Source organism: Granulicella sp. S190 (genome assembly GCF_009766095.1).
Classification (GTDB): domain Bacteria; phylum Acidobacteriota; class Terriglobia; order Terriglobales; family Acidobacteriaceae; genus Edaphobacter.
The window spans coordinates 3,503-24,792 of the sequence record NZ_LMUD01000031.1 but is presented as its reverse complement, the minus strand read 5'-3'; the positions used below and the strand labels follow the sequence as shown (position 1 = coordinate 24,792).

At 57.6% G+C, this 21,290-nt stretch carries 20 protein-coding genes; 7 read left to right on the top strand and 13 right to left on the bottom strand.

Annotation, left to right across the window (positions count from 1 at the left end):
- Positions 1–229 precede the first annotated feature (229 nt).
- The 3 genes from GSQ94_RS15910 (at position 230) to fliS (ending at position 3,075) form a co-directional block, all read left to right on the top strand.
- A complete protein-coding gene (locus tag GSQ94_RS15910; RefSeq protein WP_158944851.1) occupies positions 230–1,084 on the top strand; it encodes a flagellin in 855 nt (284 codons plus the stop codon).
- A 204-nt stretch (positions 1,085–1,288) separates the two neighbouring features.
- Positions 1,289–2,599, top strand: coding sequence for a flagellar filament capping protein FliD (fliD, locus tag GSQ94_RS15905; protein WP_254063918.1), 1,311 nt, complete (start codon positions 1,289–1,291; stop codon positions 2,597–2,599).
- Between the two features lie 11 nt (positions 2,600–2,610).
- Positions 2,611–3,075, top strand: coding sequence for a flagellar export chaperone FliS (gene fliS / locus GSQ94_RS15900; protein WP_158944849.1), 465 nt, complete (start codon positions 2,611–2,613; stop codon positions 3,073–3,075).
- A gap of 117 nt (positions 3,076–3,192) precedes the next feature.
- On the opposite strand, the gene GSQ94_RS15895 is transcribed toward fliS, so the two are convergent.
- From GSQ94_RS15895 to lptF, 4 genes are all read right to left on the bottom strand, one after another.
- The gene (locus tag GSQ94_RS15895) at positions 3,193–4,959 is read right to left on the bottom strand and encodes an ABC transporter ATP-binding protein (protein WP_158944848.1); all 1,767 of its coding nucleotides are present in this window, start codon (positions 4,957–4,959) and stop codon (positions 3,193–3,195) included.
- A gap of 34 nt (positions 4,960–4,993) precedes the next feature.
- Positions 4,994–5,680: an FKBP-type peptidyl-prolyl cis-trans isomerase gene (locus tag GSQ94_RS15890; protein ID WP_216843109.1), complete on the bottom strand. Its 687-nt coding sequence runs from the start codon at positions 5,678–5,680 to the stop codon at positions 4,994–4,996.
- Positions 5,681–5,895: 215 nt separating this feature from the next.
- Positions 5,896–7,434: a DUF5010 domain-containing protein gene (locus GSQ94_RS15885; protein WP_158944847.1), complete on the bottom strand. Its 1,539-nt coding sequence runs from the start codon at positions 7,432–7,434 to the stop codon at positions 5,896–5,898.
- 144 nt (positions 7,435–7,578) lie between these two features.
- Positions 7,579–9,966: an LPS export ABC transporter permease LptF gene (gene lptF / locus GSQ94_RS15880; RefSeq protein ID WP_158944987.1), complete on the bottom strand. Its 2,388-nt coding sequence runs from the start codon at positions 9,964–9,966 to the stop codon at positions 7,579–7,581.
- A 237-nt stretch (positions 9,967–10,203) separates the two neighbouring features.
- On the opposite strand from lptF, the gene GSQ94_RS15875 reads away from it, so the two are divergent.
- The gene (locus tag GSQ94_RS15875; protein WP_158944846.1) at positions 10,204–10,644 is read left to right on the top strand and encodes a response regulator; all 441 of its coding nucleotides are present in this window, start codon (positions 10,204–10,206) and stop codon (positions 10,642–10,644) included.
- Here GSQ94_RS15875 and GSQ94_RS21890 read toward each other — a convergent pair.
- The 6 genes from GSQ94_RS21890 to GSQ94_RS15845 form a co-directional block, all read right to left on the bottom strand.
- Entirely contained in the window at positions 10,641–11,006 is a 366-nt protein-coding gene (locus GSQ94_RS21890; RefSeq protein WP_158944845.1) for a GNAT family N-acetyltransferase, read from the bottom strand. The genes GSQ94_RS15875 and GSQ94_RS21890 overlap by 4 nt on opposite strands.
- A 293-nt stretch (positions 11,007–11,299) precedes the next feature.
- Positions 11,300–12,055 (bottom strand): response regulator transcription factor, encoded by a 756-nt coding sequence (locus GSQ94_RS15865; protein WP_158944844.1) that lies wholly within the window; start codon positions 12,053–12,055, stop codon positions 11,300–11,302.
- Between the two features lie 42 nt (positions 12,056–12,097).
- Positions 12,098–12,781, bottom strand: a complete 684-nt coding sequence (locus GSQ94_RS15860) for a MarC family protein (protein WP_158944843.1) — start codon at positions 12,779–12,781, stop codon at positions 12,098–12,100.
- 95 nt (positions 12,782–12,876) lie between these two features.
- Positions 12,877–13,803 carry a sensor histidine kinase KdpD gene (locus GSQ94_RS15855; protein WP_158944842.1) on the bottom strand — a complete coding sequence of 309 codons (927 nt, stop codon included), beginning with the start codon at positions 13,801–13,803 and terminating at the stop codon, positions 12,877–12,879.
- Between the two features lie 159 nt (positions 13,804–13,962).
- Positions 13,963–14,469 (bottom strand): DUF3011 domain-containing protein, encoded by a 507-nt coding sequence (locus GSQ94_RS15850; RefSeq protein ID WP_158944841.1) that lies wholly within the window; start codon positions 14,467–14,469, stop codon positions 13,963–13,965.
- 160 nt (positions 14,470–14,629) lie between these two features.
- Positions 14,630–15,619 carry a fatty acid desaturase gene (locus GSQ94_RS15845; RefSeq protein ID WP_158944840.1) on the bottom strand — a complete coding sequence of 330 codons (990 nt, stop codon included), beginning with the start codon at positions 15,617–15,619 and terminating at the stop codon, positions 14,630–14,632.
- Between the two features lie 127 nt (positions 15,620–15,746).
- Between GSQ94_RS15845 and GSQ94_RS15840 the strand changes: the two genes are divergently transcribed.
- Positions 15,747–16,658 (top strand): type I phosphomannose isomerase catalytic subunit, encoded by a 912-nt coding sequence (locus GSQ94_RS15840; protein ID WP_158944839.1) that lies wholly within the window; start codon positions 15,747–15,749, stop codon positions 16,656–16,658.
- A gap of 9 nt (positions 16,659–16,667) precedes the next feature.
- Positions 16,668–17,228: a DUF1697 domain-containing protein gene (locus GSQ94_RS15835; protein WP_158944838.1), complete on the top strand. Its 561-nt coding sequence runs from the start codon at positions 16,668–16,670 to the stop codon at positions 17,226–17,228.
- Positions 17,229–17,261: 33 nt separating this feature from the next.
- On the opposite strand, the gene GSQ94_RS15830 is transcribed toward GSQ94_RS15835, so the two are convergent.
- The 3 genes from GSQ94_RS15830 to GSQ94_RS15820 form a co-directional block, all read right to left on the bottom strand.
- Positions 17,262–18,116, bottom strand: a complete 855-nt coding sequence (locus tag GSQ94_RS15830; protein ID WP_158944837.1) for an IclR family transcriptional regulator C-terminal domain-containing protein — start codon at positions 18,114–18,116, stop codon at positions 17,262–17,264.
- Between the two features lie 196 nt (positions 18,117–18,312).
- Positions 18,313–19,002 (bottom strand): peroxiredoxin-like family protein, encoded by a 690-nt coding sequence (locus tag GSQ94_RS15825; RefSeq protein WP_254063916.1) that lies wholly within the window; start codon positions 19,000–19,002, stop codon positions 18,313–18,315.
- A gap of 2 nt (positions 19,003–19,004) precedes the next feature.
- The gene (locus GSQ94_RS15820; RefSeq protein ID WP_158944836.1) at positions 19,005–19,949 is read right to left on the bottom strand and encodes a dienelactone hydrolase family protein; all 945 of its coding nucleotides are present in this window, start codon (positions 19,947–19,949) and stop codon (positions 19,005–19,007) included.
- A gap of 136 nt (positions 19,950–20,085) precedes the next feature.
- On the opposite strand from GSQ94_RS15820, the gene GSQ94_RS15815 reads away from it, so the two are divergent.
- A complete protein-coding gene (locus GSQ94_RS15815; protein ID WP_158944835.1) occupies positions 20,086–21,135 on the top strand; it encodes a hypothetical protein in 1,050 nt (349 codons plus the stop codon).
- Positions 21,136–21,290 lie beyond the last annotated feature (155 nt).

Below are 21,290 nucleotides of genomic sequence, written 5' to 3'. Positions count from 1 at the left end.
TCGGCGAGGAGACGGTGGCCAATAGGCAGATGCAGCAGATTACCTTGCGGCGGTACAGATCGCGATTTGCGTAAAGTCGGCGAGCAGCGAGCCGATGAGGGGTTTGAACGCGGAGCCTACCGCATGGTGAACCGGATCTTATCCCTGCTTTGGCAGGATGAGTTCGCCGGTCGGACACCCGAAGTGGCGTCGCGGTAACTCAAACCGAGTCTTACAGGAGCGTTTCCTTATGTCCTTGGGCATTCTTACTAACGTTGCAGCAACCTATGCTGAGAACAACCTCAACCAGACGCAGAACAGTCTTCAGAATGTTTTGCAGCAGCTCTCCTCCGGTTCGCGCATCAACAGCGGCGCGGATGACGCAGCCGGCCTGTCGATCGCGGACGGCCTTACCGCCAACGAAGCTGCCCTGACCCAGTCTGCGCAGAACGCGCAGAACGGCGTGGGCCTACTGCAGACTGCCGATGGTGCGTTATCTCAGGTGACCAACCTTCTCGATCGCGCAGTTACGCTGGCGACTGAGGCTTCCAACGGTGGCTTGACGCTTGCTCAGTCGGGTGCTGCCGACACTGAGTTTCAAAGCATCCTTGGTGAGATCGGCAACATCGGGTCCACGACGAACTTCAACAGCACCGCGGTCTTCAATGGGGCGGGCGCAACCAACTTCGTCCTCACGGACGGTACCTCTGCCGGAGTCACCACGATCAGTGCGGCTGCCACGGCTCTTACCGCCACGAGTATCGGCGGAGTTACCTTCTCTGCGGCTGATACCTTGACAGGCGCTACCGCGGCGGCCGGCCAGACCTCGGCTGGAACGACACTAACTGCAATTACGAGCGCGATTGCAGGAATCTCGGCCGAACGAGGCGCGATCGGTGCAAACATCAACCAGCTGAATGCAGCCGCCAACGTGGCCAGTTCGGAAGAAGTCAACCTCTCGTCCGCGCAGAGCTCGATTCTTTCGACCAACTTCGGTCAAGCAACGAGCGATCTGGCAAAGTTCCAGGTATTGAGCCAGACCGGTATCAGCGCGCTTGCCCAGGCGAACAGCTCACAGCAGGAGATCTTGAAGCTGCTGCAGTAAGTTGCGGAGGGTGCGGCGGTTACGTGAATGCGTGGCCGCCCTCTTTCGGTTTTAGCGAAGGTTAACTGCTTCTAATGTTCGAGGCTCGGATTTGGCGCGATTCCTGCTTCGTGACGTATGCGAATTTAGACGTGAGGGGAAGGGCGAAGCATGGGCACAGTGGGATTGAGTTTCGGTTCGGCGACGAGCGGCCAAGGATTTGACGTGGCGACAACAGTCGCTCAGATTCAGGCGGCCAGCCAGGCGATCGAGACGCCCTGGCAGAATCAACTTACTGCGTTGAAGGCGCAAGACACGGTACTTTCTTCGCTTGGAACAGATCTTTCGGCACTCTCTACCAGCCTGCAAACACTTACCGATTTTGAGGGGGTCTTTGCCGAGAAGCAGGGATCAAGCTCGAACCCCGATGTGCTCAATTTTAACTCTGCCAGCGCATCGGCGACTGCTGCAAGCCACACGATCGAAATAACGCAATTGGCGCAGACCTCTTCTGACGTCTCGAGCGCGATTGCGAGCGCCAGCGATACGCTGAGTGGGACAGTAACGATTCAAGGCAAAGTATTTGATACCAGCACAGATGGCAACAATACCCTTGCAGGGTTGGCTTCTGCCATCAATTCAGCATCTATTGGCGCTACCGCGAGCGTAATCACAGACTCGTCTGGGTCGCGGTTATCCATTGTGAGTGCAACCAGCGGAGCGGCTGGGCAGTTGAGCTCGATAACAAGTACTCTGACTGACTCGACCTCCGGTGGCGGCGCTATCTCGTTCTCGACGGCGCAGACCGGACAGGATGCCAAGCTGACGGTAGATGGAGTATCGGTCACAAGTGCGTCGAACACGGTGACGAGTGCGATAGCCGGCGTTAGCTTTCAGCTGCTTGCGACCTCTGCGGCGCCGGTGCAGGTACAGATCACGGACGACACTACAGATATTGCCACGGCAATCAACAGTTTTGTTTCGGCTTATAACACGGTGGTCGGAGACGTCAATGCGCAGGAGCAGAATGCCGCGGGAGGAACCGCTGCAGCGCTCTTAGGAAGTCCGATCATTGCACAGTTGCAGGAGACGCTCACGGGATCTCTGTTCTCCGGTGCGGCAAGTGGCTCGATCAACAACATTACCCAGTTGGGTATAAGCGTCAATAACGACGGGACCTTGACGGTGGATCCGGACACGCTTACGAGTGTTCTTAACTCGAATCTGTCTGACGTGACAGGCTTTTTGCAGAACACGGGTAGCTTCGGCCAGACGTTGTCGACTGCGCTGGACAATATTGGAAATCAGACGCCGAACGGTGCAATCTCGCTGGCTCAGCAGCAGAACAGCAGCCAGGAGACTGCTTTGAATGCGGATATCACCAACGAGAATGCGACTTTGGCGACACAGAAGACGCAGCTTACCGATGAGCTGAACGCCGCGAATCAGATTTTGCAGGGTATTCCGGAGCAGTTAGACGAGGTCAACTCGGTCTTTGATTCCTTGACGGGTTTCAATCCAAATACACAGCAGTAAGTGAGGCAGTAATGAGTTATCGGGATCAGAGTTTGTCGGGCGCTACAGGAGTGGAGATGGTGGTCGCGCTTTACGATGGAGCGATTCGTTTTCTCTATCGTGCGTCGCAGTGCGTGGAAGAGGATGACGTCCGAGGACGCCGTATCGCGGTGAAGAAGGTGCTCGATATTCTGAGCTATCTTCAAGCGCGGCTGCGTCCGGACCTTGGGGGTGCGGTCGCTGCTTCGCTGGCGGACTTCTACGCGACCATGTTCACGATGACGCTCGAGGCGTCGCACCTCGAGTCGAAGGAGCAGTTTGAAGAGGTGATAGGATTTGTTCGCAATGTTCGCGAGGCATGGGGCGTTGTGGCTCGCGACCCTGAGGCCTGCAGAGTGTTGCCGAGAGAGCTACGAACACGTGAGGAGAGATTTGTTGCACCGACTGAGGTGTTTGCGCCTGGTGGGGAGGCTGCGGCTTCGGGGTGGTCAGCGTAAAACTTAGCGAGTTAGCCGGCTAGCGGTTAGCGAGTCAGACGTTTGACTGATCGGGAAGATGGGTCACGAGAAACTCACATGAGTTGTTAGCCGGCCGTTTAGCTAACGGCTAACTCTTTACGTGGCCACGGAGAGCTCTTCTTCGAGGCGCTGCTTTTCGAAGAGACTGGTGTAGTAGCCGTTGCGCGTGATGAGTTCTTCGTGGGTTCCAAGCTCTGCGATGCGGCCTGCGACCAAGACTGCGATCTGGTCGGCGTTGCGGGCGGTGGAGATTCGGTGGGAGATGAAGACGGTGGTGCGGGTTCCCATGCCTTGACGGAGGCCGTTGAGGATTCGTTCTTCGGTGTAGGTGTCTACGCTGGCCAGGGCGTCGTCGAGGATGAGGATGCGGGGTTCGCGGATGACGGCGCGGGCGATGGCAGTGCGTTGCTTCTGACCGCCGGAGAGAGTGATACCGCGCTCGCCGACCAAGGTCTCGAAGCCCTTAGGGAATTCGAGGATCTCGTTGCTGATGTGGGCGATGGTGGCTGCGTCCTGAACCTGCTCGTGAGAGGCTTCTGGCTTGCCGAAGGCGATATTCTGGTGAATGGTATCGGAGAAGAGAAAGGTCTCCTGCGGGACGAAGCCGATCTGGCTGCGGATATCCTCGAGTGGGTAGGAGCGGATGGGTTCGCCGTCGATGAATACCATGCCGGGCGCTGCGTCGTGAAGGCGTGGGATAAGCCCGACGAGTGTTGATTTTCCGGAGCCGGTTGGGCCGACGATGGCGAGGGAAGAGCCAGCGGGAATGCGGAGGCTGATGTCTTTGAGGACCGGAGGTGCATCCGGGTAGGAGAAGGTGAGGTTGCGGAACTCAATCTCGCCGGCAATCTCTTCGGCGTTCTCGAGGCGCTGCAACTGCTGTTGGGTTACATCCTGATCGGTGATTGCTGGTTGCTGCTTGAGGAGCTCGTCGATGCGAACGACGGAGGCGGTGCCGCGTTGGAAGAGGTTGACAACCCAACCTACGGCGATCATGGGCCAAGTAAGCTGGACCATGTAGACATTGAAGGAGGTGAACTGGCCGACCGAGATGCGATGGGAGACGACCTCATGGCCGCCTACCAACAGCGTAATCATCAGGGAGAGGCCGAGAACAAACTCGAGGGTGGGCCAGAGCATGGCCATGAGGCGAACGAGGTGCAGACTTCGTTTGATGTACTCGAGGTTAGCGGTCTCGAAGGAGTCGATCTCTGCTTCTTCCTGGGCGAAGGCGCGGATGAGCCGTGCGCCGGAAAAGTTCTCCTGAGCTTTGGCGGAGATGTCGGAGAACATGGCCTGGATGCGTTCGAAGCGGCGATGAATACGATTGCCGAAGTACTGCACGAGCACGGAGGCCATGGGAAGGGGAACGAAGGCGAAGAAGGTCAGCTTTGGGCTGATGCGGTACATGAAGGGCAGCGCGGCCGCGGTGAAGACGATGGTGTTGGCGCTGTACATGATCGCGGGGCCGAGGAGCTGGCGGACGGCGTTGAGGTCGTTGGTGGTTCGCGCCATGATGTCGCCGGTACGGTGGGTGTGGTAAAAGCTGGGGGCCTGGCGCTCGAGGTTGCTGAAGAGATCGTTGCGGAGGTCGAACTCAATCTCGCGCGAGGCTCCGATAATGACCTGGCGAGTGATGTAGAGGAAGATTGCGGACAAGACCGCGATGAGGAGAAGGCGAAGAGTGTGGTGGAGGATTTTCGCTTCGGTGATGCCGTGCTGCATGTCGTCGATGGCATGGCCAATGACAAGAGGGATGAGAACCTTGATGGTGTTGTAGAGGATGACCGCAACCCCGCCCCAGGCGAGGCTCTTCCAATATCGCCTGAGGTAGGGTTTGAGTGGTCTAAGTCTTTCCAGCATAGATATTTCTGAGTGTCCTATGGATCAGATGAGGCTAGAGGGCCTCAGGATGCGGAGGCGTGGTGGGTGTCGTTGGCGTTGTCGGTGTTGTGGGAGTAGTTGGAGTGGTTTGGGTAGAAGGCGTCGTCGGAGTTGACGGGGAGGTTGGCGTCGTTGGCGTGGTGGGTGTTGTAGGAGTCGTTGGGGCAGGAGGAACAGCTTTAGGCTGAGGCGGGGCGTCGGACTGTGAGACGAGCTCGATGTCAAAGATAAGATCCGCTTTGGCTGGGATGACGGGAGGACGGCCGGACTCTCCGTAGGCGAGTTGATAGGGGACGAAGAGGCGCCGTTTGCCACCGACGCGCATGCCCTGAAAGCCGGTGTCCCAGCCTATGATGACGCGGTGCGCGCCATAGGGGAAGGTGATGGGTTCGGCTCCGGGGTGATCAAGAGAAGAGTCGAACTTGGTTCCGTTGGTGAGCCAGCCGGTGTAGTGGACGGTGTAGTACTTGCGTTCTTCGGCAGGGGCGCCGGTGCCGAGCTTGATGTCGACGTATTTGAGGGTATAGAGAGGCTTGGGGAGACCTACGACCTTGGGAATGTTGGGTGGTGTTGTAGCGGTCCTGGTTGCTGCGGCGGTGTGGTGCGGGGTGGTCGTCGTCGTTGCCTTGGGGGTGGTTTGGGCGTTGGCGGCGGTGATGAGCGCGGCCAGGAGGGCGATCGAGGGGAGCTTTGAAGTCATTGTGATTCCAGTTTAGACGGGTACGGGTTATTTGGAAGCAGGGAGAGCAACTTTGATTGTGTTGGACTCAGGAGATTCCATGGGTTTTGCGAGCCGAGATGTATTTACCGTCGGATGATTTTGGGGTCTGCATTCTTAAATTACGTAAGCGTGTGCCCGGTGATAGAGGTATCCGGCACAGGCTTACGGGTGAAGGTGCGGTTAGCAGCGGTGGATTACAGGCTGGGGGTTCCACCCTGGGTCTGCCACCAGTTCAGGTTGAGGCCGCCGTTGGGAAAGACGATGCGGATGGTGTGATAAGAGTTGGAAAAAGTTCCGATGGGACCCATATCGAAGCTTGTCCAGGTTTGCCAGTCACCCGTGTTCGGTATGGTTTGAGCCGGCTGCGCGATACCGTCGATGACAAGTTGGATTTGAGCACCCGGAATGGGAGAGGCTACGCGAACAACGATGTGAGGGGTGCCGTTGAGCGGGACGTGCTCCCACTCCAGCCACTCTCCCGACTGTATCCAGCCGACGAAGTAACCGCCACCGGTATCGGTGACGTCGTCGATGGCGATGTTGCCGTTGCGATAGTAGTTGGCAATGGCGCTTACGGAGACGCCGCCACCGAAGTAGTCGCTGCCCTCTGCTTCAAATGTTTGTGAGGCGGGAAATGGATTGCGGCTGTGTGCGCGAAGGATGCTCAGACGCTGATTGGGGTAGTCATATTCGGTCTGGGCATAGGTCATGGCGTTTCCGTTCTGGTCGATATTGCGCGTGCGCCAGAGAGAGGCCTCTTCTCCGTAGTCGGTGAAACCTTCTACAACTGTGAGGAGTGCGCCTTTGCCCACGGTGTTGGTGAGGCCGGTGTCGAGCAGCTGACCGTGGTTGGGGTCTATGAAGGAGGGAAGGTAGGTGTGTGCCGCGTCGCCGTATCCGGGGACGAGAGTGCCGGTTGAAGTTCCGTTGTAGCTGGAGAGGTTATACGGATTGCTCACGCCGTACCAGGAGTGGGTGCCGTCGATGACTCCGGGCGCAGTGAGAGTCGGATCGTTTGCGACTGCATCGTTGTTGACGACGATCCACGGGTTGAAGCCGAAGTCGGCCTGGCACTGCTGCCGGACATAGTTAACGGCCTTGGAGTAGTTGCCATTTTCGTTGGAGATGTAAGTAGGATTGCCGGTCCAGATGAAGATGACGGGTCGGCCATTGATCTTGAAGCGATTTGCGTCGGGCACCGTTTGGTAGAAGAGCTTGTAGTCGTAGTCGTAGAGATACTTCCAGTTTGCCGGGTTTGACATATCGAAGGGGTGATCGAGGGGCGGGAAGGTATATCCGTAGCCGCTTGCCAGACTGTACTGTGCCAACCATGAGGAGCCGTTGTCGTCGAAGATGGCGATTTTGAGGGAGTTCGTGAGACTGGCGTTGTTGATTGCGGTGACAAGGGATGACAGCTGGGTTGGAGGGTGGCTGGCGTTGGGAGTTGAGCCTACGAGGTCGGCCGCGACGAAGTCGATGCCTGCCTGGTTATATTGCTCAACCCAACTGGCCCAGGTCTTGTCGGGAGTGGCGGCGGTTGGGTTGTAAAGGGCAATATTTGTTGAGAGTGGGTAGACGACAGGTCCTGTCAGTTCGTTTGCGTAGGAGTAGCCGGTGGTGACCCCGAGGTATTGCGCCGATGCGGGTTTGGTGGTGGTGAGGGCTACTACGCCAAGAACAGTTACCAGAGTTGCAAAAAACTTCATTTTGTACAGGAGATTCTCAGTCTTCATTTGGTTGTAAGTGTCTCCTTTCTTTCATTTAGATGCGCCGACCGATTAGTGTACGTGCGTCTTCACTATCTCCTTAGAGGGTAGAGGCGTCAATAAGAAATGGTTACCAAAGTTGCTATTTATTGGTTACTTAATGTTGAGCTTTTAGGTTGGAGTGCGGAGGAGGAGGTATGCGCCGGTGATGCCGAAGAGGAGATCGGGTGTCCAGGCGGCGAGGACAGCGGGGAGGGTGTTGACGTTGCCGAGTGACTCGAAGATGAGTGCGACGACCCAGTAGGTAATGGCGAGGCCGATGGCCGTGGCGATGCCGGTGAGGGAGCCTTTTTTACCCATAGACAAGGCAAAGGGGATGGCGAGGATGGCCATGACGAGCGTAATGAGTGGGTAGGCGATCTTTTTGTTGAGCTGAACGCTGAGGCGCTTGGTGTCGAAGCCGGATTGCTTGAGGTCGTCGATGTAATGGGAGAGTTCGGTGTAGCTCATCTCCTGCGAAGGGATGTACTCCTTCTTGAAGTAGCCGGGTTGCTCGCGGATCTCGGGGAAGGTGGCGACAGTGAAGGGCTGGTAGCTGGCGATGGTTTCGCCGGAGAAGGTGCGCTGCCAGCCATTGTCGAAGACCCAGTTGTTGACTTTTGGGTCCCACTGAGCGGTGGCGGCGAAGATGCGGCGCTGAAGGGTGAAGGAGGCCGGGTCGAACTCGAAGACGGTGAGATTGGCGAAGGTATCTTTTTCGGCGTTGAAGTACTGGTAATAGAAGATGCGGGAGGGCTCGCCGGCGTTGTTGGTCTGGCCGGAGATCCACTGGCGGTCGGGGCGGGAGAAGGTCTGGGTGGGCTTGTCCTTGATGATGGAGAGGAGAGCCTCCTGGCGGCGGTTGGCAGCGGGCAGGTAGAGCTCGTCGAAGGCGAACAGGCCGACAGAGATGAGGATGGTGACGACCAGGACGGGCGTGATGATGCGGTAGAGGCTGATTCCGCTGGACTTCATCGCGGTGAGCTCTGAGGTGCGGCTGAGGGAGCCAAAGGTGACCAGGACAGCGACCAGAGCGCAGAGAGGCGTGATGTTGTAGAGGATGTATGGAATGAGAGTGACGAGATATTCGCCTACCGTGACTAGAGGTGTGCGGTTTTTGAAGATCGCGCCGATGAGCTCGAAGAAGGTGAAGATGAGGAAGAGGGTGGAGAAGGAGCTGAGGACGATGGCGAAGTTGGTGGCGTACTCGCGCATGACATAGTCATCGAGCAGAAGAGGGAACTGAATGCGAATGATGCTTCGGAATCGACGGAGGAGGGTGGCTACGTCGTAGTTGGAACGGGTGCTTGCGGACTCGTGGCCGTTGCTGGTGAGGCGGGTAATGAGTTTGCTGAGCCAGACGCCAATGGTGGAGACGAGGCTGAGGGCGATGCCTCCACGAGACATTTGATAGAGAAGGATGGCTCCGGCAGCGGCGAAGAGGAGGTTGGCTCCCCAGACGCCGAGGAAGGGTGACAACTTGCCGGACTGTGCGAAGGCTACGCCTACCGATGAGAGGAAGTAATAGATGAAGACAAGGAGGATGGTGAGGACGAAGCCGGTGGATTTGCCTCCGCGCTTGGAGGAGATGCCGAGAGGAACGCCGACGAGCATGAGGACGAGGCATGCGAAGGGATAGGAGAAGCGCTTGTTGAACTCGATGCGGTAGACGGAGGATTCGTGGCCGCTGGTGGCCTGGACGGCTTTTGCGCGGCGCCAGAGCTCAGGCAGAGAGAGAGCCTGGATGGGAGTGTTGACGCGGCCGAGATGAGCGTCTTCGGGAGCTTCAGTCTCGATGGGAACGTCGGTGCTGTTGAAGGTGGAGATGTTGTATTGGTTAGGGTCGGTGGAGGAGGTATCGTGCTGGCCGCCGTTAATGAGGTGAAGGCGAATGGTTTGAGCGTCGGAAGAGTTGGGTGTGCCGTTGACGACGACGGCCTGGTCGGCTGTGGTGATGTGGGGGTCGGCCGGCTCGGTGAGGTCGGCGAGGAAGACGTGATGCCAGAGGGCGGCTCCGGCTGCTGGGCTGACGTCCTGGATATAGAGGACGCGGTCCTTGAATTCTTCGTAAAAGACGCGGGGCTGAACTTCAAACGAGGCCTGCGAAGATTTGAGGGATTCACCAAGCGCGATAAGTCCAGTGGCGGCGCGGGGGGCCAGATAGAGCGAGTTGAAGAGTCCCAGAGCGAGGGCTACGGCAGAGACGATGGAGACGATGCGAACGAAGTCGATGGCACCCATGCCGCTGGCGCGCATGGCAGTGATTTCGCTGTCGGCGGCGAGGCGGGAGAGACCGAGGAGGATGCCGACCAGAACGGCCATGGGGATGGTAACGGTGAGAGCTGGCGGAAGGGTGAAGGCGATGATGCGGATGACGTCGCCCAGGGTGGCGGAGTCGCGTACAACGAACTCGAGGATGCGGCCGAGGTCGCGCATGAAGATGATGAAGGTAAAGAGGGCTCCGCCGAGGAGGGCGTGCGAGGTGACTTCGCGGAGGATGTAGCGGGTGATGATGCGCATTTTTAGAACTTGCCTAAACTGCTTCAAGTGTATCGTGGGCGAGGTGGACTGCTGATTGAAAGGGAAGGAGTTATGCAAGTGGAGAGACCAGAGGCAACTCCGTGAAGGATTAGGCACTCCATCATAAGAGAGATATTGCTGACGAAACGGCTTGCGGGCCTGGGGGGACTGGGTGCCGTTAGGAAGTTGAATGTAATGGAAGATCGAAACAAGATTCCGGAACAAGATTATTCACTCATGTCGTCAATTATTTTTCCATTTGAAGAGAGTGTTACTGTACTTCCGTCCAGCAAGATCTTGCTTGTCGATGACGACCAGGACATTCGCTCACTGACGCGGACGTTTTTAGAGCATGAGGGATATGCCGTTTTCAGCTCAGGGGAAGCCGGGCGCGCGGTGCAGATCTTTCGCAGTGTGCCGGAGATCGATCTCCTGGTGACTGACTTATACATGCCGGGAAGATCGGGGATGGAGTTAGCGCAAGAGTTGAAGGCACTGCGTAGTGATCTGCCGGTGTTGATGATCTCTGGAGGGATGGTAGATGGAGTGCAAAAGACTCGGCTAGAGGAAGAGGGTTGGAGCTTTCTGGCGAAGCCGTTTCGCCTGACGGAGCTATTGAGCACGGTGCATCGGATTCTGGCTCCGGTCGAGGCGAGACGATGGCGCGAGGCACGTTAGGGCTCGACGGCAAAGAGATCTTTTTGTATGAGAACAAAGTGACAGGGTTGGAGGAGGATCTCGGGGCGATGGTATGGTGCTTCTCCGACGATCTTGAAGCCGAGGCGTTGATATCGTTCGATCAGGTCGGGTCGCAGGTTGACGACTTCTGCGTCAGCGACCGTGCAACCGTTACTGCGACAGAAGTTCCATGCGGTTTGCAAGAGCTGCCGCCCGATACCACGGCTCTGTTTCTCTGGATGGATGGCCAGCAGGCCATGGTAAGCGTGACCGTTTTCGCGAAGCTCAACGTAGATCAGTCCGATTAGCTCGTCCTGCTCTTCGAGCAGGAGAAAAATCTCCTTTTTCCAGATACTCGGCAACCTGGTCGTGGTTGGTGCGCTCTGTGCTCTTGAAGTAGTTATCGTGGACGAAAGTCTTGTTGATGAACTCTACGAGCAGTTCCAGATCTTTTTTTGTTGCCAAGCGAGAGTAAGCGGGAGCTGATTTGGAGATTTCCGTGTGTAACAAGCTGAAGTTCCTTTACGTGAAACTATTACCAATTATAGATAGATGACTGACACGCGAAAAAGTGTCATGGTTTGGCTGATGTCTTTTGATCTTTTGAGCTGGTTGTGATCGGTTCATTCGTTCGAGGTGTGTTGACGCCAATGGCTCACGGGTTGGCGAGGAAGCGGTAGCCGATTCCGCGGACTGTGACCAGATGTTGAGGATCGGCGGGATCGTCTTCAATGTAGCGGCGGAGACGGACGATGAAGTTGTCGATGGCGCGAGTATCGGTGTCTTCATGAACGCGCCAGACCTCTTCGAGGATGTCTTTGCGGGAGACGATCTGCCCTTGACGCTCGGTGAGGTAGCGGAGGAGGTCTGCTTCCATGAGAGTGAGATGGGTGGTGCGGTTGGGGGCGACGAGTTCAAGCGTGTCAAAGCGGATGGTGCGGTGGTTGAAGGAGTACTCGTCGGTTTGATTCGTGAGGGCTGGTGGCGGGGTCTCCGGGGTTGCAGCGTTTTGCCAGGCAGTGCGGCGGAGGAGGGATTTGAGGCGGACGAGGAGGATATTCAGGTCGAAGGGCTTGGCGAGGTAGTCGTCGGCACCGGCTTCGATGCCTTCGAGAACTTCTTCGGGGCGCGAGCGGGCGGTGAGCATGAGAACCGGGGTGAAGTGATGGGCTTCGCGGAGAGCGCGGACGATGGTGAAGCCATCAGCGCCGGGGAGCATGCCGTCGAGAAGAATAGCGTCGATGTGCTCTTCGGGGGTGTTTTTGCGGGCAAGGAGAAAGGCGAGGGCAGCATCACCGTCGGACTCATGGTGGGTACGGTAGCCTTCGGCCTGAAGGTTGAAAAGCAGACCTTGCGCGAGGTGCTCTTCGTCTTCGACTAGAACGATTTGTGGGGCCAGAGGTTCGGTCACGGTGTCCTGCATTGTGTGAGATGTAATTTACGCCTGTAATAGTTACGATTTATTCAGGAGCTTCGTAAGCAGGTCGCTAAGACCGTTCCAAGCGATCTGCACTCCAATGCACAGAAGGATAAATGCCACGACGCGAAGAATTCCATGTGCGGTTGCGGGAGAGATGGAGCGTGCGATGCTGGGAGCGTAGGCGTAACAGAGATAGATGAGGGCGCTCAGTAAGATAACGGCGATGAAGAGTCCAACGTGGGCTAGAACTTTGTCCTGCAGGTTTGTCTGCGTCGTGTGCACGCTGAGAGTGAGCATAACGACGATGCAGCCTGGACCAGCCGTGATGGGAAAGGTGAAGGGGTAGAAGGCTTTCTGCTGGAGGCTGTCTATCTCCGCTGGGGTGACGGCGGGGACAGCGGCCTGAGTTTTTTCAGGGCTGGGGGTACTGTCTTTCTGATTCAGGAGATCCCAGGCGATCATCGCGATGACGATGCCGCCGGAGAACTGGACGATGGGGAGAGAGATGCCAAAGAAGCCCAAAAGGTAGGAGCCAATGAGTTCAATCACCGCCAAGAAGATGACGGTATTGATGGCGATGCGGCGGGCGAGCGCGCGATAGGTATCAATAGGTGCTGCGCCGACGAGGCCCAAGAAGATTAGCGCGGAGCCTAGTGGGTTAATGAGCGGAAGAAGCGCGCTGAAGCCTATCGCGAAGTATTTCCAGAGAAGGAACATGGATGATCACAAGATATTGAGATAACTACGGACTGTGAAGTGATTGTACGTCCGACTGTTACAGGAGCTGTTCGAAGGCGCTGCTGCATAGTGGATCAGTTGACGCCATTCACTGAGGTTGGTGTGGCGAGAGGCAGAGTGAGCGTGATGGTGGTGCCGAGGCCCGGGCCCGGGCTGAGTGCGGTTGCATCGCCCCCGTGCTGGCGGGCGATGTTGCGAACAAGGAAGAGACCAAGACCGGTGCCCTTGATCTTAGCCATAGCCCGGCCAGGGACGCGATAGAAGCGATTGAAGATGCGCTTGAACTGGTTGGCGGGAAGGCCAACGCCGGTGTCGGTGACTCGGAGCGCCACCCAGGTGTAGTTGGAGATGGCGAGCGAGCAGCGGATGTGGACGCCTTCGGGAGAGTATTTAACAGCGTTATCGAGGACGTTGATGACGGCGGTGCGAAGGTCTTCTGCGATGCCCTGGGTGTAGAGGCGGACGCCACCGGGAGTGGGTTCGAGAGAGATGCTTTCGGCGGGTAGGTGATGTCGCTGAAGAGTGATGCCGATGCAGTCGGCTACAAGGGTCTGCATGTTGATGAGGGTACGATTTTGCTGACGATGCCGCTGGCCGAGCTGCCCCGCTTTGAGGACCTGCTCGACCGTGGCCAGCAGACGGTCGGAGTCAGAGAGCATGATCTTGTAGAACTCCTGACGCTGGACCTCTTCGACGGGACGGCGTTGGAGGGTCTCGAGGTAGAGCCTGATGCTGGCGATAGGGGTTTTGAGTTCGTGAGTGACGGCGTTAAGAAACGAGTCCTGACGCTCATTTCGGCGGATCTCCCGAACGAGGAAGACGGTATTGAGGACAACGCCGGCGATGAGGGCGGCAAAGAGGATGACGCCGAGGACCGCGATGGCGACAGTGCGCTCGTTAAGGACGATCCAGGTGATGTTGAGGGTGACGAGGCCGCCGACGAGGAGGGCGCCGAGGGTGATGAAAAAAGCGATGGCTCCTCGTCGTCGGGTGATGTTCATGGCTTGGAGGAAGTATAGCTTCCCGAAGACTACCTAACTTGATTGCGGAGTATGCGCGTAATACGAGATACGTGGCAGTCCCTTCTTCAAAAGCAAGGAATATAAGAACAAGCGGAGCTACTTTATGCGTAGCTCCGCTTGTTCGGGGATGTTCGTTGATTAGCGGACGCGGAAGTCGGCACGGCAGCCACGGTCTACCCAGAGACCGCGACGGTCGATATCCCACGTGCTGCCACGGACGCAAGGTGAGCCGCTGATCTGACGAACCAGGCGAACATCGCGGCCTGGGCCGATGTCGCACCACCTCCTGCCTCCATCATTCGAAGAGCAGTTGACGATCGTTCCTCGTCCCGGTCCTGGCGGGGGCGGCTGATCTACCCGTCCGATGATGAACTCGGCGCGGCAGCCGCGATCAACCCAGAGGCCACGCCGATCGACTCCCCATGTGCTGTCTCGAACACAAGGTGAGCCGCTGATCTGGCGTACCAGGCGGATGTCGCGGCTGGGGCCTACGTCACACCAGTTTCTGCGGCCGTCGTCAGAGGAGCAGGTGATTCGTGGAGGCGGCCCGCCATAACCTGGTTGTGCGGTTGCGAGTGAAGGTGCGGCGCATGATGCAGCGATGAAGATCGCTGCTACGAGAAGGAGCTTTGTTATGCGTGTCATCTTGCCTCTTTCGAGATTAAGATTGCGCGGGCCTTGAAGCGGTTGCGGTTCCGGATGAGGATAGCGCGGAGCCGTCTGCTTGTCGAGATAAGATGCTGAAAAAAGCAGAGGCCGTCACCTTGGTTGGATGACGGCCATTGAATTTTTATTATTACGGACTCTAGATGACGCCCGCCGGTTTGGGGTTTTTAGGATCAAACTTCGCGATCTGGATCTTTTCGGCGAGGCCGATCCTGCTCAGGACCCAAATGCAGTAGTAGTTGATGTCGAACTCATACCAGGCCAAGCCGTGGCGTGCGCTGACGGGATGAGCATGGTGATTGTTGTGCCAGCCTTCGCCTCCGGTGAGAATGGCGACCCACCAGTTGTTGCGGGAGTCATCCTTGGTTTCGAAGCGACGCTTGCCCCAGAGGTGGGTGGCGGAGTTGACCAGCCAAGTGGCATGGAGGCCAATGGTGACGCGAAGGAAGGTTCCCCAGAGGAGCATGCCGATGGCGCCGCCGACGTGGTGGCCTGCGGGCGCGAGAGCTGCTCCGAGAGCGACCTGCAGGAGACCGGTGACGACCAGAGGAACGTAATGATATTTACTGAGCCAGACATGGACGGGATCCTTCGTGAGGTCTGGGGCATAGCGGCCGAGGAGAGCGGTTTCGGAGTGCAGGGCACGGCCAGAGAGGATCCATCCGGCGTGAGCCCACCAGGTGCCATCGTGTGGAGTGTGCGGGTCGCCTTCCTGGTCTGAGTTCTGGTGGTGAACACGGTGGGTGGCTACCCAGAAGATGGGACCGCCTTCGAGGGCAAGACAGCCGCACATGGTGACGAAGTACTCGACCCACTTGGGAACGCGGTAGCCACGATGGGTGAGCAGGCGGTGATAGGCCACGCCGATGCCAACATTGATCGCAAAGAAGTACATGACAAAGAAGACGGCCAGATTCTTCCAAGAGAAGAAGAAGAGGGAGGCGATGGCTCCGACGTGAAAGAGCCCCATGGCAATGGTGGTGATCCAGTTGATGCGGCCCTGCTGATGCTCACGGCCCATGCGGAGATCCTGCTTGATCTTCTGGGTGACGTCGGCAACAGCTGGGACGACAGCGGCAAGCTTGGGCGCTTTGACTGGGGCTGCTTCGATGGTGCTGAGGGGAGTCATTGTGATCTTTATCCTTGTACTTCGGTTGCTGATGAAACTACTGATACTGACGCTATCAGGGGTGAAGAGAACGTGGTGTAAGACTTTTGTAATGCCACCCAAAGGTGGGAGTTGATAGGCTAGATGTATGACAATTACCACCAAAGTTGCACCGTTTGGATTGAAACCATGGTTTAGTGAACGAGTTTGGGGGAAGAAGAGCCTTCAGCCCTGGTATGACGAGACTGGAACCACGGAACTTGTAGGCGAGGCGTGGCTGACCGGGCCACAGTGCGTGGTGGAGGGCGGGCCGTTTGCAGGCAAGACACTGGCTTCTGTTGCAGAAAAGATGGGCGGAGAATTTCCTCTGCTGGTAAAGATTCTGTTTCCCGCGGATAAGCTTTCCGTGCAGGTGCATCCGGATGATGCTCAAGCGAAGGCGCTGGGCGAGACGCGCGGAAAGACAGAGTGCTGGTATGTTCTGGAGGCTGAGCCAGGCGCGACGGTAGCGCTGGGGCTGAAGCCGGGAGTGGGTGCGAAGCAGGTTGCAGCTTCCGTTGATAGTGGAACGATGGAGTCGTTGATGCAGCATGTTCCGGTGTCGGTGGGGGACATGTTGTATGTGGATGCAGGGACTGTACATGCGATCGGACCCGGGGTGGTGTTGCTGGAGACGCAGCAGACGAGCGATGTGACCTATCGGCTGTATGACTACGGACGTCCCCGGGAGCTGCATCTCGAGAAGGGGTTGCAGGTGATGAAGTCCGAGACGAAGGCGGGGAAGATTGCTCCTCGAGAGATGGACGGATTCACGCGGCTGATTGAACAGAAGTATTTTGTGGTGGACAGGTTTGAGTTTGGCGCGGCGAGTCACGGAGCTGTTTCGTTCGAGGGCCCAGGATGCCTGGTTGGTTTGGCGGGTAGTGGGGCGGTGAAGACGGCTGGTGGAGATTTGGCGTTGAGTCCAGGCAGGGCGATAGTGGTGCCGGCGGGAGATGGCAGCGTCGTCGTGGAGACGAACTCCGGAGTTTCGTTTGCACGGTGCGTCGCTCCGGTCTAGAGGTTTGAGATGAAAGAGCGAGGTGCAAAGGCGGTTTCGAGACACGTAGCTTTGCTGCGGGGGATTAACGTCGGCGGCAAAAACATGCTGCCGATGAAAGAGCTGGCGGGACTCTTCGGTGCGGCTGGATGCGAAGAGGTGACGACCTACATTCAAAGCGGGAATGTGATCTTCAGCGCCAACGACCGAGTGGTGCAGCGCCTGGAGGAGGAGATCGCCAAGCAGATATCGAATAGATTTGGGCTGAAGGTGCCGGTGGTAATACGGTCCGCTGCTGAGTTAGAGGAGGCGGTTCGGGGGAATCCATTTTTCAAGGCCGGAGTGGCGGAAGAGTTGTTGCACGTTGCTTTTCTTGCAGATCGACCGGCAGCGAATTTAGTGGCGGGACTGGATGTTGCGAGATCGTCGCCTGACGAGTTTGCTGTGATGGGGCGAGAGATCTATATGAAGTTGGTGACCGGAGCGGCGCATACGAAGCTCACGAACGCTTATTTTGACTCGAAGCTGAAGACCGTGAGCACTATGCGGAACTGGCGGACGGTGTTAAAGCTCGCGGAGATGATGAGGTGAATGGAACATCGCTCCGATTGCATGCAACGTTGATCAGTTGAGAAAGACGCTGAGTTCGTTTGCGGCGTTGCGAAGGTGGTTGAGATATCGACTCTGCATCTCGAGGACTGAGAGGCGCGGGGCGTTGCCGCTGAGGTTGAGCGTGGCGACGACCCGTCCCGAGGCGGAGTAGACGGGAACAGCAAGGGAGCGGAGGCCTACCTCATACTCCTGATCGACCAGGGCGTAGCCGTTGCGGCGTACATTGCGCAGGGCGAGCCGCAGCTTTTCGACCGAGGTGATGGTGCGAGTGGTGTGTGGGGTAAGGACTGCCTTGGCGAGGTACTGCTCGAGCTGCTCCGCGGGGAGGTAGGCGAGGAGCACGCGGCCCATGCTGGTGCAGTAGGCGGGAAGGCGGCTGCCAATGTGAAGGTCAACGGCCATAACGCGGCTGACCTGGGTACGTGCGATATAGACGATGTCTTCGCCGTCGAGAGTAGCTACAGAGAAGGATTCGCGGAGGGCGGCGGACATGCGCTCGAGGATAGGTTGAGCTGCGGTGGAGAGGGTGTTCGATGTGGTGTAGGTGTGGGAGAGTGTGAGCATGCGTGGACGGAGTGAGTAGCGGGATCCGTCTTCCGCGCCTGCGAAGCCGAGTTTTGTGAGGGTATAGAGGCAGCGGCGGACGGCGGCGCGGGAGAGGCCGGTCTTGACGCTAAGTTGCGAGATGGTCATCTGTGGGGATTGCTGAGTGAAGGCCTGAATCACGATGAGACCGCGGGCGAGCGAAGTCATGAAGTTGGGATCACCGGTGTAGACATCGAGGGAGGATGCGGGGGTGGGCTTTGCGGCAGGCGCAGGGGGGGCAGAATCTGGAGTTGCGAGAAGCGGGCGGGGAGTAAGGCTCATACGGGACCCTTTCCATGACTGCCTCGAACGAAATGTTCGATAGGCGGACTATAGATACGATAAACGCACGAATGTATTCTCGGCAAGAGATCATCTGCTGCGGCTTCGGTTGTATGAAAGTTCTGAGTGTTTGTTATGCCGGGAAGGTGGTGTCTGATCGTGAGCAAGTAGAGGCGCACAGTCTAGACAGAGATCGTTATCTCTGGTCGAGTACTGCGAGGATTTCGGCGGGCTCAGGACGGACGCGGAAGTCGGCATGGCCTTGGGCGAAGAGAATGGTGCTGGTCTGGTCGATGACGAAGACTGCGGGCAGCGGGAGACGCCAACTGGCTTCGGTAGCATTGTGGTAGCTGAGTCCGGCGTTGTTGAACGGGATATTGATAAGGATGGACTGATAATACCGTCGGAGATCCTGCGGGATGGTATGGGCCACGCAGAACTTTTCGGCGACGGTAGCACCGGGATCGGAGAGCAGCGGATATTGCAGGCCGTGCTGCTCGAGGGTGAAGTTGTTCTGGCGCGTGGTCTGGGGAGAGACTGAGACGAAGATGGCGCCGCGCCTGCGCAGGTCAGAGTGGTGATTGCGCCAGGCTTCCAACTCCGTAACGCAGTAGGGATCCCATCGGCCGCGAAAGAAGCTGATAACCAGCGGGCCGAGGGACAAGAGATCAGCGGAGTTGACGGGCGTGTGGGTGAGCGCATCTTCGAGGGTGAAGGCCGGAGCTTGCGCCCCGGCTTTCAGAATGCGATCCTCGATGCCGGTGTTGAAGAGGTCTTCGGTCGCCTTTTCGGAGACGGCGAGACGCTCTGGCTGGACAAGGGCGCGAGTGTTCTGCGTGATGCGATCCAATTGGTCTTGAAGCGAGATGTTGAGAGCGGCAGCCACGACTACATTATTGCAGCTGTCTCTGTGATTTGGCTGGCCGGGTTGGCTTCGGCTACTTTCGTGTTGGTGTGGCAGTAGATGGAGGGCTGCGATTTCTGCGCAACGGTTTTGTTGTGGCTGGCGTTGCTGGCTACTGGTGCGGCCTTCATCTCTTTGATGAGAGTGACTAGGCGCGGGAAGGCCTGTTCGCGTGCGGTCTTATTGCCGGGAACAGTATTGGAAGGGTCTTCGCCGGCACGCATGAAGCCGTGGCCTGCGCCGTCGTAGGTGATTGGCTCATACTTCTTGCCTGCGGCTTTCATCGCGTCGATTGTGGCGGGAAGAGTAGCTCCGATGCGGGCGTCGTTTCCGGCGTAGAAGCCGTAGACGGGAGCGGTGATGGTGGTGACGTCCGACGGGCCCGGGCCATAGAAGACGAAGGCTGCGGAGAGATCTTTGCGATGGGCGGCGAAGACAAAGGACTTTCCACCGCCCCAGCAGAAGCCGGTGACGGCGATCTTTCCGTTGGCCGCAGGAAGCTTCTTGGCGTAATCCGCAGCGGCGTCCAGATCAGCGTTGACGACGGCTGGGTCGAGACCAGAGACGGCTTTGACAGTGGAGTCCTGATCAGGAAATGCCGAGGAGCCGCCGCCATTGGGACCGAATCCGGTAAGCAGGTCAGGCGCGATGACGATGAAGCCTTGGCCGGCTAGTTCATCGGCCATCTCTTTCGCCCAGTCACTGAGTCCGAATATCTCGTGAATGAGAATGACGACCGGAGCTTTGGTCTTGACTTCGGGGTAGACGACGAATGCCTGCACGGTGCGGTCTCCGTGCTTGAGAGGGACGTATTCGTGGTGGCGGGGCGAGGCTTCGAGGCGGGTTTTGGCCCAGTCCTGCGCGTGACTTGCTGCGGTGGCGAAAGGGAGGAGAAGAGCTGCGGCGAGGAGCTTGAGAGAGCGAGGCATCGTAGACGTCATGGGGAGGAGTTTAGTACGCGATGGCGAGGGCGGACAAGGTGCGGATTCAGATTTTGTCGCGGGATTTTTATTGTGCATCAAAACGAAGAGAGATAAGGCGAGAACGTGGCATGGAGGGGCAGGCTTGAAGATTTCGCGCGGGTTGGTAGTGTTTCTTTGTGTGTGGGTGTTCGCGAGTGCGCTTGGTGCTGCCCAGGACGATCTAAAGGTCGATAGTGACCACGATGGCTTGAGTGATGCTCGAGAGCAGGCTCTGCTGGAGAAGTTTTTGCCTCGGTTTCAGGTGAGCAGAGGTGATTGTGCGGTGAAGCCTGCCCTCTTTGCCGAGGGGTTGGCCAAGCCTACGGTCGTTGGTCGTGATGGAACGATCTATGGGCAGGTGACTCCGCGTGTGAGTACGAAGGCCGGCGAGGCTCTCATCGAGGTTCACTTTTACGATCTTTGGAGTGTGGATTGTGGCCGGATGGGTCATCCGCTCGATGCCGAGCACGTCTCAGTACTGCTGAGCGCAAAGAATATGGAGAGCCCGACTGAGGATTGGAGAGCGTTGTACTGGTTTGCTGCTGCGCATGAAGCTACGGTCTGCGATGCCAGTCAGATCGCGGTAGCGAAAGTGCTCGGGGCAGACGAACACGGGGCTACGGTGTGGCTCTCCGCCGGCAAGCATGGCGCGTTTTTGAGTGAGAGTATTTGCAGACAAGGATGTGGTGGAGACAGGTGCTACGGGATGACTCCGCTTGCGGTGGAACGCGTGCTCAATCTGGGCGAGCCGGGTGCGGCGATGTATGGAGCTGTGTGGGTGAACTCGTCTGAATGGCCATTGGCTGTGAAGATGCAGACTGATTTTTCTGTGGCGGCGATTGCAAGACTCGAGCAAGGTGGAGGAGTACCGGTGGAGAGCAATGCCGCGCATGGCTCGGTGAAGGGAACGATATACGTCGCGAACAGCGTAGTGAATGGAATGGGGACGAGCGGAGAGAATACCGGCGCTGCGCTAAACACAGCCAATGACAAGACTGCGAATGCGCTGGCTACTGCAGATGGGAACACGGAGGGCGCTTTGATCAAGAGCGCGAAGGCGACGACGGGCGCTTTGAAGAGATCGACTAAGGGGGTGGGAAAGTTTCTGCATTTGAGCAAAGATAAGAAGGCTGAGGACGAGCCCCCTCAATGAGTCTTCGAACTTTTATACTGCGCGGATGAAGAACTTTCAGCTGCGACTAGCGACTGCCGAAGATGTGACGGGAATTCGTAGCCTGATTGGGGCGTCGGTTCGCGGGTTGCAGGTTGAGCATTATTCGGAGGCGCAGCGGGAGGGTGCTCTGGCGA

Coding starts and splice junctions, on each gene's coding strand:
- GSQ94_RS15895 (WP_158944848.1), bottom strand. CDS start 4,959: ATGCTGGAAAGACTTAGACCACTCAAACCCTACCTCAGGCGATATTGG.
- fliS (WP_158944849.1), top strand. CDS start 2,611: ATGAGTTATCGGGATCAGAGTTTGTCGGGCGCTACAGGAGTGGAGATG.
- GSQ94_RS15875 (WP_158944846.1), top strand. CDS start 10,204: ATGTCGTCAATTATTTTTCCATTTGAAGAGAGTGTTACTGTACTTCCG.
- GSQ94_RS15820 (WP_158944836.1), bottom strand. CDS start 19,949: ATGCCTCGCTCTCTCAAGCTCCTCGCCGCAGCTCTTCTCCTCCCTTTC.
- GSQ94_RS15850 (WP_158944841.1), bottom strand. CDS start 14,469: ATGACACGCATAACAAAGCTCCTTCTCGTAGCAGCGATCTTCATCGCT.
- GSQ94_RS15835 (WP_158944838.1), top strand. CDS start 16,668: ATGAAAGAGCGAGGTGCAAAGGCGGTTTCGAGACACGTAGCTTTGCTG.
- GSQ94_RS15890 (WP_216843109.1), bottom strand. CDS start 5,680: ATGACTTCAAAGCTCCCCTCGATCGCCCTCCTGGCCGCGCTCATCACC.
- GSQ94_RS15830 (WP_158944837.1), bottom strand. CDS start 18,116: ATGAGCCTTACTCCCCGCCCGCTTCTCGCAACTCCAGATTCTGCCCCC.
- lptF (WP_158944987.1), bottom strand. CDS start 9,966: ATGCGCATCATCACCCGCTACATCCTCCGCGAAGTCACCTCGCACGCC.
- GSQ94_RS15845 (WP_158944840.1), bottom strand. CDS start 15,619: ATGACTCCCCTCAGCACCATCGAAGCAGCCCCAGTCAAAGCGCCCAAG.
- GSQ94_RS15860 (WP_158944843.1), bottom strand. CDS start 12,781: ATGTTCCTTCTCTGGAAATACTTCGCGATAGGCTTCAGCGCGCTTCTT.
- GSQ94_RS15910 (WP_158944851.1), top strand. CDS start 230: ATGTCCTTGGGCATTCTTACTAACGTTGCAGCAACCTATGCTGAGAAC.
- GSQ94_RS15840 (WP_158944839.1), top strand. CDS start 15,747: ATGACAATTACCACCAAAGTTGCACCGTTTGGATTGAAACCATGGTTT.
- GSQ94_RS15855 (WP_158944842.1), bottom strand. CDS start 13,803: ATGAACATCACCCGACGACGAGGAGCCATCGCTTTTTTCATCACCCTC.
- GSQ94_RS15885 (WP_158944847.1), bottom strand. CDS start 7,434: ATGAAGACTGAGAATCTCCTGTACAAAATGAAGTTTTTTGCAACTCTG.